The following is a 13,563-nucleotide window of genomic DNA, read 5'->3' as shown; positions in this document are numbered from 1 at the left end:
CGTGCGCCGTAATCGCGAGGAAGTTGCCGGGAAATCAGCAGGTTGCCGAGCGCAGACGGGCCGGGCGGCGCTGCCAGAACTCGGCCAGCAGGACCCCGGCCAGGGTCAGCGCGCCGCCGACCAGGTGATGGACGGTCAGGCGCTCGCCGAGCACCAGGGTGGCGATGCAGGCGGTGATGATCGGCAGCAGGTTGAAGAACAGGGCCATCCGGCTCGGCCCGAGACGGGCGACACCGTGCATCCAGGCCAGCGCGGCGACGATCGAGGCGAACAGCGCGGCGTACAGCACCAGCGGCAGGTTGGCGGCGTTCAGGCCGGTGCGCGGCGACAGCAGGTACAGCGGCAGCAGGGCGAGGATCGCCACCAGCACCTGCAGGTAGAGCAGTTGCATGGCCGGCAGCTTCAGGCTCCATTTCTTCAGCAGCACGCTGTACACCGCATAGGCCAGGGTGGCGACGATCATCATCGCGTCGCCGAGATTCACTCCATGCTCCAGCAAAGCGCCGAGATGGCCCTGAGAAATCACCAGCACCACGCCGGCCAGCGACACCAGCGCGCCGAGCAGCGCCCCGGCGTTCAGCCGGTGGGCCAGGATGCTGCTGGCCAGGCCCAGCGACATCAGGGGCATCAGCGACAGGATGATGCCCATGTTGGTGGCGCTGGTCAGCGCCGCCGCGTAGTAGGCCAGGCTCTGGTAGACGGCCATGCCGAGCAGGCCGAGGACCACGAACTTGCCGAGGTTGGCGAGGATGTAGCGGCGGTTGCGCAGCACCGGGCCGAGCATGAAGGGCGTCAGCGCCAGGCCGACCAGCAGCCAGCGGAAGAAACCGATCTCGGCGGGCTGGATGATCCCCACGGCGAGCTTGTTGACGACGGTGTTGCCGGCCCAGATGAACACGGCCAGCAGGGGAAACAGGTATTGCATGGGAGGTTCCGCACTATGAAAAAGGAATACGCGGCCATTCTGAGCCAGTCCGAATACAGACGTATAATGAATTCCAGACAAACCACCCGTAGGTTCGGACATGTCGACCACCACCTTGCTGCGCCTTCCCGATCTCCAGGGGCAGTCTTTCGACGTCTATTTCCGCTATGACGAGTTCGGTGCCGACACCCATTCGCCGCCGCACACCCACGCCTGGGGCCAGCTCAACTATGCAGCCCATGGCGTGATGCAGCTGGAGATCGACGGCCAGCGCTTCCTCTCACCTCCGCAATACGCGGTATGGATACCACCGGAGCGGGTGCACAGCTGCTACAACAGCCAGGCCATCGTCTACCGCTCGCTGTACCTCTCCGCCGAACTGTCACGACGCCTGCCGGCGACACCTTGCACCCTGGCGATCAGCGCGATCCTCAAGGCGATCCTCTCGGACTTCGCCGAGCGCGGGGTCAACCTGCCGACCTCGGCGCAGGACCTGCGCCTGGCCCGGGTCGTCATGGACCAGCTGGAATGCGCCCAGCCCCACGACGACTACCTGCCCTACGGCCGTACCCCGGCGCTGCGCGAGGTGCTCGACGCACTGCAGGCCGAGCCGGGCGACAACCGCTCGCTGGCGCAATGGGCGCAGCAGGTGCACAGCACCGAGCGAACCCTGGCCCGGCACTGCCAGCGCGAACTGGGCATGACCTTCGGCGAATGGCGCCAACGCCTGCGCTTCCTCGCGGCCATCGAGGCGCTGGAAGCCGGCAGGGGGATCCAGCAGATCGCCTTCGACCTCGGCTACAGCAGCCCCTCGGCGTTCATCTCGATGTTCCGCCGGCTGGCCGGCACCACACCGGAACAATACCGCCTGGCCAGCCGCGCCCAGGACATGCCGATGCTGTAACCCGCCGTGCATGCGTTGCGGCTATGCTCGCAGCAGCCACCATCCGGAGTTCGCATGCCAACCGCCAGCCGCCATCCCGACACCGCCCTCGCGGTGTTCCTCGCCTTCCTCAAGCTGGGCTGCAGCGCCTTCGGCGGGCCCATCGCCCACCTCGGCTATTTCCGCGACGAGTTCGTCCGCCGCCGCGGCTGGCTGAGCGAAAGCAGCTACGCCGACCTGGTCGCCCTCTGCCAGTTCCTTCCCGGCCCCGCCAGCAGCCAGGTCGGCATGGCCCTCGGCCTGGCCCGCGCCGGCTATCCCGGCGCCCTCGCCGCCTGGCTCGGTTTCACCCTGCCCTCGGCGTTGCTGCTGGTGCTCTTCGCTCTCGGCCTGGGACGCTGGGGCGCGCTGTTGCCCGAGGGCGTGCTGCATGGCCTGAAGATCGCCGCGGTGGCGGTGGTGGCCCAGGCGGTCTGGGGCATGGGTCGCAGCCTGTGCCCGGATCGCCCGCGCCTGACGCTGATGGCGCTGTCCTGCGCGAGCGTGCTGGCCTGGCCCACTGCCTGGACCCAGGTCGCGGTGATCGCCGGTGCCGGCCTGGCCGGCCGCGCCCTGTTGAAAACGGAAGCAGTGGAAGGCCACGAGCGGCTGCCGATCGCCATCGGCTACCGCGGCGCGCTGCTGTTCCTCACCTTGTTCGCCGTGCTGCTGGTCTGCCTGCCGCTGGCCGCGCGCCTCTGGCCGGAACAGTGGCTGCGCCTGCTCGATGCGTTCTACCGGGCTGGCTCGCTGGTATTCGGTGGTGGCCATGTGGTGCTGCCGCTGCTGCAGGCGGAAGTGGTACCCAAGGGCTGGGTCGACGGCGATACCTTCCTCGCCGGCTACGCGGCCGCCCAGGCGGTACCGGGCCCGCTCTTCACCTTCGCCGCGTTCCTCGGCGCAGCCTCGGGCCCGGCGCCGAACGGCTGGAGCGGCGCGCTGCTGTGCCTGCTGGCGATCTTCCTGCCGTCGTTCCTGCTGGTCGCCGGTGCCTTGCCATTCTGGGAACGCCTGCGCCACGAACGCCGGGTACGGGCAACGCTGGCCGGGGTCAACGCGGCGGTGGTCGGCCTACTGCTGGCGGCGCTGTACCAGCCGCTCTGGACCGAAGGCATCCTGCGCCCGGCCGACTTCGCCCTGCTGCTCTTCGCCCTGCTGGCCCTGCTCGCCTGGAAGACGCCGCCCTGGCAAGTGGTGCTCGCCTGCGCCGTGGCCGGCGGCCTGATCGCCGCAGCCGGCTAGCCGTTCAAGGCCAGGCTCAGCCCCTGCGCCGCCGGCGCGGCCGCCTTGCCCGGCTCCGCGCCCTCCGGCCGATAGCCGAGGCGCAGGCCGCCCCAGTGCTTGCCGTGGATGAAGATCGGCACCGAAAGATCGTGCATCAGCTCGCCGGTGTCACGGGTATAGGTCTGTAGCAACAGCGGCTGCTGGTGGCTGCCGCAGCGAATCCCGGTGCGGTCGTTGAACAGGCGCTTGCTGCGGCTGCGCAACGCGTCCGTCTGCGGGTCGCCGCTGGGCGGATGGGCGAAGGCGCGATTGTGGGTGGGCACGTAGCCTTCGGGGGTACAGGCGATGGCGAATACCAGGTTGCGGTTGCGCTCCAGCAACTGCTCCTGGATGCCCGGCAGGACCTGGTCGGTGTAGCTGTCGAAGCGGGTCCGGTACTTGGTCGGCTGGGTATTGGGCAACGGCTGGTAGCTGCGGTCGAACAGGTCGTCGAGGTCGATGCGCCCGCTGCGCACGTCCTCCTCGAAGCGAGCGGCGATAGCCGCCGCGCCCTCCCGGGCGAGGTCGTAGACCGACTGGTGGTAGGCGTCCAGGCTGACCTCGGCGAGGCGCTCGCTGATCACCTCGGCCTGGTTCTCCAACTGGCTGGCAGCTTCGCCGAGGCGCAGGGTCTGTTCCTCGCTGGCGCTGAGGTCGCCGCGCACCTGCTCGACCGCGGCGAACAGGCTGGCGAGTTGGCTGCGGTTGATCTCGGCGCCCTGGGCGATCTCGGTAATCTGGCTTTCCACCCCGGCCGCCAGTTCGGCAATGCCTTCCAGTTGCCGACCGGTCAGCTCGACCTGGCCGACCCCTTCCCCCAACTCTTCGGAAAGCTGGCGGATCTGCTCGACCACCTCGCTGGTCTGGCGCTGGATCTCGGCGACCATCTGGCCGACTTCCTCGGTGGCCTCGGCGGTACGTCCGGCCAGGCCGCGCACCTCTTCGGCAACCACCGCGAAGCCGCGCCCATGCTCGCCGGCGCGGGCCGCCTCGATGGCCGCGTTGAGGGCCAGCAGGTTGGTCTGGCTGGCGATGCCCTGGATCACCAGGGTGACCCGCTGGATGTCCTCGCTGCGCTGGTTCAGCGCCTCGATCGCCTCGCGGCTGGCGCCCATCCGCTCGCTGAGCCGATGCATGCGCTCGATGGTCGAGGCCAGCAGCACCTGGCCCTCGTCGCTGCCGGCGCGCGCCCGGGTGGCGGCGTCCATGGCCTGGCGCGCCAGATTGGAGGTGGCGCGCTCGGTGTGGATCATCACTTCGGCGCTGCCGACGATCTGTTCGGCGGCGTCGAGCTGGGATTGCAGCTTCTCCGCCAGGCGCTTCACCGAGAACGCCACGCCGGCGGCCGACAAGGCGTTCTGGCTGGTGTTATGGGACAGGTCGCGAGCCAGCCGGGCGATGTCGGGCTCGCCGACGGTCGCCACCGCCGTGCGGTTGCCGGGAAGCAGCCAGGGCAACCAGAGCAGCGCCACGCCGAGCGGCAGGGCCAGGTACAGCGGCAGCCAGCCATGCCGGGCGCCGACCAGCAGGAGAACCAGGGCCAGGCTCTGCAACAGGCAGACGAAGAGGATGCGGGAACGAGCGGGCTGCATGAGTAAATCTCCGGCCTCCGGGGCGTTGCGTCATGACCCTGGGGTCGGACGGGCGACGGCGGGGCTTCTTTATTTGACTTGTAGTCCGGTTTGTAGCCCGCCCCCGGAAGCGCCGCCATCGTTCCTTAGTGGTATGGCCAATGGCTGGCATTCGACTAGCGCAGGCCGCGACGAAAGGCGGAGAACACCCCGGACGCGTCGGCCAGGCCTTGATCCATGGGGGCTTCGCCGCATTTCCAGGGGACGCTCGAAGAACTTCCGTCCTGCCGTCCGTCGGCCGACACCGTATGACAAGCCCGGAGCCCACGTTATAATTCCGCGCCCATTTACAGCCGGTAGCGGTCGACTAGACTCCCAACCGGCGCTGGCCGGACCCCGCTTCCGCCCAGCCTGGTCGCTATCGGGCCCGCTCTTTTTGGACTCAGGACCACCCGTGACGAAAGACGAATTGCGTGCCGCGCTGGCGCGCGAGGAACAGCGTTACAAGGACGTGTACGGCGGCGAAGTGACGCTTTATGCCGCCCAGCCGGAACCCGACCGCAAGCCCTGGCGCAAACGCCCAACCGTTCAGGAGCAGGCGTTCGACAGAGAACTGCAGAAGATCGAAGAAGAGCGTCTCAAGGCCGGGCAGGAAGCAGCGAACCCCATTCCATTTACCTCCAACCGACAGGAGAGCGACGGATAACGAAGCGTTTCAATCTGTTTCGTTTTTCCCGCAAAGCCCGATGCGACGGGGCGTTGCCCGCGACAATGGCAACCTTCCGGAGTTCCAGACGGATAAAAACGCATCTGGCATAATCGCCGCCCCGTCTCTGACCGGTTTCTCACATGTTCGATCTTTTCAGCGGGCTCGATGCCTGGGTGGGTATCAGCCTGGTGCTGGCCCTGGCCTTCGTCCTCACCTTCGAGTTCATCAACGGCTTCCACGACACTGCCAACGCGGTGGCCACCGTCATCTACACCAAAGCGATGTCCCCCTACCGGGCGGTGATGCTCTCCGGTGTGTTCAACTTCCTCGGCGTGCTGCTCGGCGGTGTCGGCGTAGCCTACGCCATCGTTCACCTGCTGCCGGTGGAGCTGCTGATCAACGTGAACACCGGCCATGGCCTGGCGATGGTCTTCTCCCTGCTCGCCGCCGCCATCGCCTGGAACCTCGGCACCTGGTACTTCGGCATCCCGGCCTCCAGCTCGCACACCCTGATCGGCTCGATCCTCGGCGTCGGCCTGGCCAATGCGCTGATCACCGACGTGCCGCTGGCCGAAGGGATCAACTGGCAGAAGGCGATCGACATCGGCCTGTCGCTGATCTTCTCGCCGCTGGCCGGCTTCATGGTCGCCGCGTTGGTCCTGCTCGGACTGAAATGGTGGCGTCCGCTGTCGAAGATGCACAAAACCCCGGAAACCCGTCGCGAACTCGACGAGAAGAAGCACCCGCCGTTCTGGAACCGCCTGGTGCTGGTGCTTTCCGCCATGGCGGTAAGCTTCGTCCATGGCTCCAACGACGGCCAGAAGGGTATCGGCCTGATCATGCTGGTACTGATCGGCATCGTCCCGGCCAAGTTCGTCCTCGACCTGAACAGCACCACCTACCAGATCGAGCGCACCCGCGACGCCGCCCTGCACCTCAGTCAGTTCTACCAGCGCCACACCGATACCCTCGGCGACATGCTGGCCCTGGGCAAGAGCAATGGCAGCGAGATGCCGCAGTTCTACCGCTGCGATCCGAAACAGACCGAGCCGACCATCAACGCGCTGCTCCGCGACCTGCGCGGCGTGCCCAGCTACAACGACCTGGACGCCGACGAGCGCGTGCAGGTGCGTCGCTACTTGCTGTGCCTGGACGACACCGCGAAGAAGGTCGGCAAGCTGTCCGACCTGCCGGCGCGGGAGAAGGCCGACCTCGAGAAGCTACGCAAGGACCTGACCGCGACCACCGAATACGCGCCGTTCTGGGTCATCATCGCGGTGGCCCTGGCTCTCGGCATCGGCACCATGGTCGGCTGGAAGCGCGTAGTGCTCACCGTCGGCGAGAAGATCGGCAAGCAGGGCATGACCTACGCCCAGGGCATGAGCGCGCAGATCACCGCCGCCGCCGCCATCGGCATGGCCAACATCTACAGCTTGCCGGTGTCCACCACCCATGTACTGTCCTCCGGCGTGGCCGGGACCATGGTGGCGAACAAAAGCGGCCTGCACGGCGGCACCGTGCGCAACATCCTGATGGCCTGGGTGCTCACCCTGCCGACTTCGATGGCGCTGTCCGCCGGCCTGTTCTGGCTGGCCTCGCAATTCATCTGAGCCGCCTCGCCGGTTGAAAAAAACGCCTGCTTGTCCGCAGGCGTTTTTTTGCCGCGCTCCCACCGACGTCATCCGCCCGCCTCGGCGGGCAGCGCCGCCAGCGGCAAGCGAACCACGAACAACGCGCCCTCCCCCTGGTTGGCCGCCGTCAGGCTACCGCCCATGTTGCGCACCAGATCGTGGCTGACCGAGAGACCCAGGCCGGTACCCTTGCCCTCCACCTTGGTGGTGAAGAAGGGTTCGAATATCCGCTCCAGCAGGAGCGGTTCGATCCCGCCGCCGTTGTCGTGCACGTGCAATTCGACCCAGCCCGGTTCGCGGCAGGCCACCTGCTCCAGGCGAATGCGCCGGCTGGCCAGGCCAAGATTGCCGAGCAGGGCATCGCGGGCGTTGGCGAGCAGGTTGATGATCACCTGTTCCAGCTGGTCCGCCTGCCCTCGTACCACCATCCGCTGCGTCGGCGCCGGGCACTCCACCTCGATGGCGTGCTGACGCAGCCCCTCGCCGAGCAGGCCCAGGGCGCCTTCGAAGGCGGTATAGGGGTCGAACGGCAGCGCCTCCAGCGCCGACTTGCGGCTGAACACGCCGAGGTGGCTGACCAGGCGGTCGACGCGCAGGACCTGGGCATCCATGCGCTCCAGTTTCTCGCCCAGGTAGTCGCCGTCGAGGCCGACGCTGTTCATCCGCTGGCGCATGTTGAAGAGGGTCATGCGCAGCACGTGCAGCGGCTGCTTCACCTCGTGGGCGAGGCCGCTGACCATCTCCCCCAGGCTGGCCATCTTGGCGCCTTGCGCCAGTTGCTGCTGGGCCCGACGCACCGGCGTGTTGTCGCGTCCCACCGCCTGTACCTCGCACAATTCGCCCCGGGCGTCGAACAACGGTCGCTCGGCCCACACCAGCCAGAGAAAACGTTGCCCCGGCAGGTTGAAGCGCAGTTCCGGCACCTCGCTGGCGCCCTCCCGCGGCGAACCCAGCAGACGCGCGCGCAAGGCGCTGGCGTCTTCCGCCGCCAGCCACTCGTCGAGCCGGCGACCGACCAGGCGCTCCGGGCTGGTCGCGAGGCTATCGGCGAAGGTCCGGTTCACGTAGGTCAGCACCAGGTCGGCGGTATAGCGACAGATCAGCGCCGGCGAATCCTCCACCAGGACCCGGTAGCGTTCCTCGCTCTCGGCGATACGCTGTGCCGCCAGGTGCTGCTCGGTCACGTCCAGCCACAGGCCCACCGCCTCGCTGGGCAGGCCCTGGGCATCGCGCAGCAGCTTGGCTTCGTCGTAGAGCCAGTGCCAGTTGCCCTGGCCATCGGCGAGGCGATAGCGGGTCTTCACCCGGCCCTCGCAAAGCAACTCGCGGCCACGGGCGAAAAAGGCCTCCAGGTCGTCCGGATGCACCCGTTCGGCGAGCGCCTGCCAACTCTGTCCCTGCAAGTCGAGGCCGAGCAGGTTGCTCGCGCTTTCGCTGTAGAACTCCGGCACCAGGTGCCCCTGCTCGACCCGCTGGACGTAGATCACCACCGGCGCGCTGTCGATCAGGCTGCGCAGCCGCGCGTGGGCCGCCTGTGCCCGTTCCTCCTGGCGCCGGCCTTCGCTGATGTCGAGCAGCACGCCGGACAGCCCCAGCGCGCTGCCGCGCCCCAGCGGTCGACCCTCGATGCGCAGCCAGCGGCGCTCGCCGCGGCTATCCGGCTGACGCAGGCAAAGGTCCTGGGCCAGCGCCTGGCCGCTGCGCAGGCTGGCACGCAGGCGCAGGCCGAGTTCGTCGGCGTCCGCCGGTTGCAGCAGGCCCTGCAGGTGTTCCAGCGGCACCCGACGATACTCGCCGGTCAACCCCAGGCTGTCGTGCAAGGCCGGCGCCAGTTCGAAGAGTTCCTGCTCCGCCCAGTAACGCCACCAGCCGCCGCCGATCATCTCCTGCAACAGCCCCAGCTTGCGCGAACTGTCGTGCTGCTCGTGGAGTTCGCAGCGGTCCGCCACCTGGTTCGCCAGCAGTTCCGCGAGGTATTGCCAGTCCTGCGGCGCGGGCCCCTGGGCGAGCTGCTCCAGCGACATCGGCCGCACCAGCAACGCCCCCAGGCGGCCACCGCGCATCGCCGCCGGCACCAGGTAGAGCGCGTCCTCGCCGATCTGCCGGAGCAGCGTCGAGGCGCCTTCGCCACGGCGTAGCAAGCGCGCGCCCGCCCCTTCGCGCAGGTCGTCGTCGGCGAGTTGCAGGGTCGGTCGCAGCAAACTGTCGCTGCCAGGCCGCACATGACTGGCGAAGACCGTGCAGAAACCCTTGCCGTCGCCCAGCAGCAGGGCGATAGCCTGCATCTGGAACGCGCCGGAGAGCGATTCGAGAATCTCCTGGACCGCCTCCGCCAGGTGTCCGTGGGAGACATGGCGCAGACGCGAAAGGATCAGCTTGCCCAGGCTCAGGCTCTGCAACTGGTGCTGCTGGTTGTCGGACTGCCAGTTGAGGTCGGAGATGTCCATGCCCAGCAGCAGCGAGCGTCCCAGGCCGTCGAGCGGCTGCATCGGCTGGAAACGACAGGTCAATGGCGCGGCGGCATCGCTGCGCAGCGTCAGGTCGAGACGCTCGCCCCGGCGCAGGCCGGCCAGCGTCGGCGCACCGGGGGCGCGCCGCTCCAGATACTCGGCGAAAGGCCGCGGCTGTTCGCCAAGCCCATGGGCGCACTGCAGACGATACGCCTGCCGCCCGCCGACCCGGATCACGCGGTCCTGTTCGTCCATCTCGAAACACAGGTCCCAACTCCTCAGCGAAGCGCTCCAGAGGGAGGGGCCTTCCTGCGAAAAGGGTTCCGACCTCTCGGCCTCGGCGGACGACGAGCGGGAAAATTCGAACATGCGACCACCTCACAGCAACAGGTTGGCACTCGCCTTCAGCGTCTGCGGCAGGTTGGGAATCGCGCCGATGCCGGGGAAGCTCAGCACGGGGATGATCGCCTTGCCCGGATCGCCGTACGGGTACTGCACGCAGACCTCGATCCGCGACGTGGCGCTGACGTAGTCGGCGTACTGGCCGTTACCGGCACAAGGCTGGAGGTTCGCTCGCCAGGCCGCCGGCATCCAGTCCAGGCGTGCGAGCAACTCGTCCCTGGCACGGGCTTCGGCGAGGCTCTCGTAGCCCGCATCGGAGGGATCGACAGCGATCGCCGCACGGGCCCCCACGGCAGCGGCATCGTTGAACGACTGCAACATGAGCAAAGGAATGCTGTAGCTGATCAGGCCGTAGACCAGCGCGAAAAACAGCAGGAAGATCGCTGTGAATTCGATGGCGACGGCGCCGTGCTGGCGTCGCCGGGAAGCTTTTCCGAGCATGAGCTGACATCCCCGATCCGCATCCTTAATACTAGTCGTCATTCGCTCCGCCAACGTTACTGAAAAGGTATTAATCCAGATGTCGAAAAAAGGCTGAAGAACAGGATGGAGCAATTAGCACTGGCCTTGTGGGCAAGCGTTTGCGGATATCAGGACATCAAACGTTTGCGCGTCTCCAACTGGCTTATCCTGGGCGGTTTTCTTATTTCCTTTGTTTATTTATATGTGAAAGAGTCAAGCCTGACCGGCGCTACGGTTAATATGGCAATGACCGCACTTTTTATAGGCGTCTGCCTCAGCCTTCCCGGCTACCTTCTCGGCAGGCTCGGCGCCGCCGACGTCAAGTACTTGGCCGCACTGGGGCTGGCCAGCGACCCACTTACGGTGCTCTATAGCCTGGCCTTCGGCTGCCTGCTGTGCATCGCGCTATTCATCCTCGTAAAGTTATTCAAACGTTCGGTAGAAAAGTCCGCAATGAATGAAGAAGTTCGCCTTCGAAGGGCACCGTCAAAAAACAAGTCATTCCCTTTTATATTCGCCATGAGCGCCGGCCTTTTGGCACATCTGATTATCAGTAAAATTATCTGAGCAAACTTGCGGAAGACCTCACTTAGCGACTATATGCTTATGGCTAATACCATTCGGTATGGCTGCATTCCAATGCACGTCCCCTGTTAAAAACAAAATAAGCAAATGGAGCGTATGACCATGGACAAACCGGCCTCGCGGCATTTCAGCGTCTTGATCATCGATGATGAACCCCAGGTGACCTCGGAACTCCGCGAACTGCTGGAAAACAGTGGCTACCGTTGCGTAACCAGCACCCACCGGGAGTCGGCGATCGCCAGCTTCCAGGCCGACCCGAACATCGGCCTGGTCATCTGCGACCTCTACCTGGGGCAGGACAACGGTATCCGCCTGATCGAGAGCCTCAAGGAAGTCGCCGGCAACGGCAGGTTCTTCGAATCGATCATCCTCACCGGTCACGATGGCCGCCAGGAAGTGATCGAGGCCATGCGGGTCGGCGCCGCCGACTACTACCAGAAACCGGTGGCGCCGCAGGAACTGCTGCATGGCCTCGAACGCCTGGAGAACCGCCTGCACGAGCGCGTCCGCAGCCAGTTGAGCCTGAGCCACGTCAACCAGCGCCTGGAATACCTCGCCGAATCGCTGAACTCGATCTACCGCGACATCCACAAGATCAAGTACGAGGTACACGGCAACAGCCAGCCGAGTGCCCTCAAGAGCGAAGACAGCCAGCCGTCCGCGCCGCCGACGCCGGTCGCGGAAAGCCAGGTGTCCCCGAGCAATCCGCTGTTCGGCAAGCTGTCGCCCCGCCAGCAGGCGGTGGCGCGGCTGGTGAGCAAGGGCCTGACCAACTACCAGATAGCCTACGAGCTGGGCATCACCGAGAACACCGTGAAGCTGTACGTCTCCCAGGTGCTGCGCCTGATGCATATGCACAACCGCACCCAGTTGGCGCTGGCCCTGTCGCCTGCGGCGATGCAGCAGGGCAGCGGAGCGGTGGTGCACTGACAGGCGCGATGGCCCGGCGGGCCTGCTAGATCAGCAGTTCCGCCCTGCCGACATCGACCTTCAGAATCTCCGCGTCGATGTATCCAAGTTGTACCCCCAGCAAGGGCAGGACCAGATTCAGGATCGGCGTCAGCAGCCCATCGACCAGAGGTGCCACCACGGAATTCACGATGAGGTCGGTGAGCGCCGTCGAGCCGCACAGCAAAGGCAAGCACAGTCCGAGCACCACGGGATTGACGTTGATGCTGGTTTTCAGGGTACTGGCGAGAAAGCCGCTTTCCGGCAACCTGCGGCTCTGGACGAGATCGGAACCGTCGGCTTTCACGTTGAATCGCGTATCGCCCGAGCTGCCGGCGATCGAGGTATCGAGCTTGAGATCCAATCGCACCAAGCCGCCAAGCACCAGAATCGAGCCGACCTGATCGATGTTGGCCGGACTGCCGATCTTTATCGTCGCTCCGCTGCTTCTCCAGCCGAAGTCCAACGCGGTATCCGGGCGGGTACAGGCCATGCTTTTCAGCCAGACGGCTCCCGACGCGCCTTCGATGGCCAGTTGCAGTTTCGTGGTGGCGAGAATGGACAGGAACCCGGAATCGATGTCCGCCGTAAGTCGTACCTGGGACTGGCGCACCTCCGTGCGCCAGGCACCGCTCTCATCCTGCCCTGGCGGCCCGGAGACGATCCTCTTCGGCTCTACGACCGTGAGCCGTGCATTGGCCAATCCAGGGATACCCAGGTTCACGGCGACCGCGGAATTCTTGTTGGCGACCTGGGCAACCGCCATGATGAGATCCAGCGCATTGATCGCCGTATCCAGCTGCGACATGCTGTTCACCTCGCCGGCGCTCAGCCCCAGCAAGTCTCCCAGTTTCAACGTGGCCGACTTTACCCCCACCAATTGCGCTCTCAGGGCCTCGACCGAGGCTACGCCGTTCTTCGCCAGGACGTTCACGCTGGCGGCGAGTACCTGCTGCAAGCCGACGTTGGTATTCAACAACTGTTCGATGGTCCCCAGGCTGGTATCGACCCCGATCAAGCCCATTCCATCCGCGCCGAGAATGTCCAGCACACTGAGCTTCGCGTCGGCGATACCGTTGTAGGCCGCCGCCGAGAGATCGATGTGGGTGCCCAGCAATCCGCTCAGGATGGGGTTGAGCAACGCCGATTGGCCACTGTTCACGCTCGCCAGCCCCGTGCCTGCGGAAATCGTGGCGTTCGGCAGGCGTCGCGCCACAGCCTCTGCGCGGAGATCGACGTTGGCATTGCCGCCGCCGAACAGTCCCCCGAGGTTGGCGACCAGGCTGCCGGGAACGCTCTTGGTCACCTCGACATGCACCGCCTCGTTGGCGGCAGCCGCGTTCGACGCGCTGGCTATGAAACTGCGCAGGCCGCCGGCACTCAGCACGCCGCCGACCTCCGCCGACAGGCTGGAGCCGGCGGCGTCCGCATCGAACCCGTTGAGCATCGCGCTGGCCTTGGCGAAAGACGTCGCCTGGGCAGAACTCTGGTCGCCGCACAAGGCTCCCTGGGAGGCACTCTCCAGCGCCGCCACGTCCGCCACTCGCTGCAGGTTGCGCTGCTCCAGGTAGAGCCGCCCGGTATCCACCACCAGCAACAGGCAGATCAAGGCCAGCAGCAGGGTGGTCGCCGCCAGGATGCCGATCGCCCCGCGCTGTCTTGCAGGCCATCCGTTCATGCCCTGCCCCTCCGCCA

Annotated in this window: 11 protein-coding genes; 6 read left to right on the top strand and 5 right to left on the bottom strand. The window is 66.1% G+C overall.

All coding sequences use genetic code 11. The features are described 5' to 3' along the window. Window positions 1–34 precede the first annotated feature (34 nt). Window positions 35–925 carry a DMT family transporter gene (locus tag FHW81_RS26050; protein WP_003093799.1) on the bottom strand — a complete coding sequence of 297 codons (891 nt, stop codon included), beginning with the start codon at window positions 923–925 and terminating at the stop codon, window positions 35–37. A 100-nt stretch (window positions 926–1,025) separates the two neighbouring features. Here FHW81_RS26050 and FHW81_RS26045 point away from each other — a divergent pair, with 100 nt between their 5' ends. Next, window positions 1,026–1,829 (top strand): AraC family transcriptional regulator, encoded by an 804-nt coding sequence (locus FHW81_RS26045; protein WP_003103975.1) that lies wholly within the window; start codon window positions 1,026–1,028, stop codon window positions 1,827–1,829. Window positions 1,830–1,883: 54 nt separating this feature from the next. Beyond that, on the top strand, window positions 1,884–3,089 hold the full coding sequence (chrA, locus tag FHW81_RS26040; protein WP_033974732.1) for a chromate efflux transporter: 1,206 nt from the start codon (window positions 1,884–1,886) through the stop codon (window positions 3,087–3,089). Here the strand turns inward: chrA and FHW81_RS26035 are convergent. Next, window positions 3,086–4,702, bottom strand: coding sequence for a methyl-accepting chemotaxis protein (locus FHW81_RS26035; RefSeq protein WP_003093807.1), 1,617 nt, complete (start codon window positions 4,700–4,702; stop codon window positions 3,086–3,088). The two genes, chrA and FHW81_RS26035, sit on opposite strands and share 4 nt — an antisense overlap. 433 nt (window positions 4,703–5,135) lie before the next feature. On the opposite strand from FHW81_RS26035, the gene FHW81_RS26030 reads away from it, so the two are divergent. Continuing rightward, the gene (locus tag FHW81_RS26030) at window positions 5,136–5,387 is read left to right on the top strand and encodes a hypothetical protein (protein WP_003117142.1); all 252 of its coding nucleotides are present in this window, start codon (window positions 5,136–5,138) and stop codon (window positions 5,385–5,387) included. A gap of 143 nt (window positions 5,388–5,530) precedes the next feature. Then, window positions 5,531–7,000 carry an inorganic phosphate transporter gene (locus tag FHW81_RS26025; RefSeq protein WP_003093821.1) on the top strand — a complete coding sequence of 490 codons (1,470 nt, stop codon included), beginning with the start codon at window positions 5,531–5,533 and terminating at the stop codon, window positions 6,998–7,000. 68 nt (window positions 7,001–7,068) lie between these two features. On the opposite strand, the gene pprA is transcribed toward FHW81_RS26025, so the two are convergent. Continuing rightward, the gene (gene pprA, locus FHW81_RS26020; protein ID WP_023090816.1) at window positions 7,069–9,840 is read right to left on the bottom strand and encodes a two-component system sensor histidine kinase PprA; all 2,772 of its coding nucleotides are present in this window, start codon (window positions 9,838–9,840) and stop codon (window positions 7,069–7,071) included. 9 nt (window positions 9,841–9,849) lie between these two features. Then, window positions 9,850–10,356 carry a TadE/TadG family type IV pilus assembly protein gene (locus tag FHW81_RS26015; RefSeq protein WP_003120840.1) on the bottom strand — a complete coding sequence of 169 codons (507 nt, stop codon included), beginning with the start codon at window positions 10,354–10,356 and terminating at the stop codon, window positions 9,850–9,852. Window positions 10,357–10,419: 63 nt separating this feature from the next. Here FHW81_RS26015 and fppA point away from each other — a divergent pair, with 63 nt between their 5' ends. Beyond that, window positions 10,420–10,902 (top strand): type 4b pilus Flp prepilin peptidase, encoded by a 483-nt coding sequence (gene fppA / locus FHW81_RS26010; protein ID WP_003110115.1) that lies wholly within the window; start codon window positions 10,420–10,422, stop codon window positions 10,900–10,902. 120 nt (window positions 10,903–11,022) lie between these two features. Beyond that, window positions 11,023–11,850 carry a two-component response regulator PprB gene (gene pprB / locus FHW81_RS26005; RefSeq protein ID WP_003123261.1) on the top strand — a complete coding sequence of 276 codons (828 nt, stop codon included), beginning with the start codon at window positions 11,023–11,025 and terminating at the stop codon, window positions 11,848–11,850. Window positions 11,851–11,875: 25 nt separating this feature from the next. Here pprB and tadG read toward each other — a convergent pair whose 3' ends face one another. After that, window positions 11,876–13,546: a type 4b pilus Flp biogenesis protein TadG gene (gene tadG, locus FHW81_RS26000; RefSeq protein ID WP_003123262.1), complete on the bottom strand. Its 1,671-nt coding sequence runs from the start codon at window positions 13,544–13,546 to the stop codon at window positions 11,876–11,878. Between the last annotated feature and the right edge of the window lie 17 nt (window positions 13,547–13,563).

Source organism: Pseudomonas sp. RC10-4-2 (assembly GCF_050433085.1).
Taxonomy (GTDB): Bacteria; Pseudomonadota; Gammaproteobacteria; order Pseudomonadales; family Pseudomonadaceae; genus Pseudomonas; species Pseudomonas aeruginosa.
This window is presented reverse-complemented; position numbering and strand designations above follow the sequence as displayed.

What these genes read in the sequence shown, in the direction of transcription:
- FHW81_RS26015 (WP_003120840.1), bottom strand. Translation starts at nt 10,356, where the DNA reads ATGACGACTAGTATTAAGGATGCGGATCGGGGATGTCAGCTCATGCTC.
- FHW81_RS26035 (WP_003093807.1), bottom strand. Translation starts at nt 4,702, where the DNA reads ATGCAGCCCGCTCGTTCCCGCATCCTCTTCGTCTGCCTGTTGCAGAGC.
- pprB (WP_003123261.1), top strand. Translation starts at nt 11,023, where the DNA reads ATGGACAAACCGGCCTCGCGGCATTTCAGCGTCTTGATCATCGATGAT.
- FHW81_RS26045 (WP_003103975.1), top strand. Translation starts at nt 1,026, where the DNA reads ATGTCGACCACCACCTTGCTGCGCCTTCCCGATCTCCAGGGGCAGTCT.
- FHW81_RS26050 (WP_003093799.1), bottom strand. Translation starts at nt 925, where the DNA reads ATGCAATACCTGTTTCCCCTGCTGGCCGTGTTCATCTGGGCCGGCAAC.
- chrA (WP_033974732.1), top strand. Translation starts at nt 1,884, where the DNA reads ATGCCAACCGCCAGCCGCCATCCCGACACCGCCCTCGCGGTGTTCCTC.
- pprA (WP_023090816.1), bottom strand. Translation starts at nt 9,840, where the DNA reads ATGTTCGAATTTTCCCGCTCGTCGTCCGCCGAGGCCGAGAGGTCGGAA.
- fppA (WP_003110115.1), top strand. Translation starts at nt 10,420, where the DNA reads ATGGAGCAATTAGCACTGGCCTTGTGGGCAAGCGTTTGCGGATATCAG.
- FHW81_RS26025 (WP_003093821.1), top strand. Translation starts at nt 5,531, where the DNA reads ATGTTCGATCTTTTCAGCGGGCTCGATGCCTGGGTGGGTATCAGCCTG.
- tadG (WP_003123262.1), bottom strand. Translation starts at nt 13,546, where the DNA reads ATGAACGGATGGCCTGCAAGACAGCGCGGGGCGATCGGCATCCTGGCG.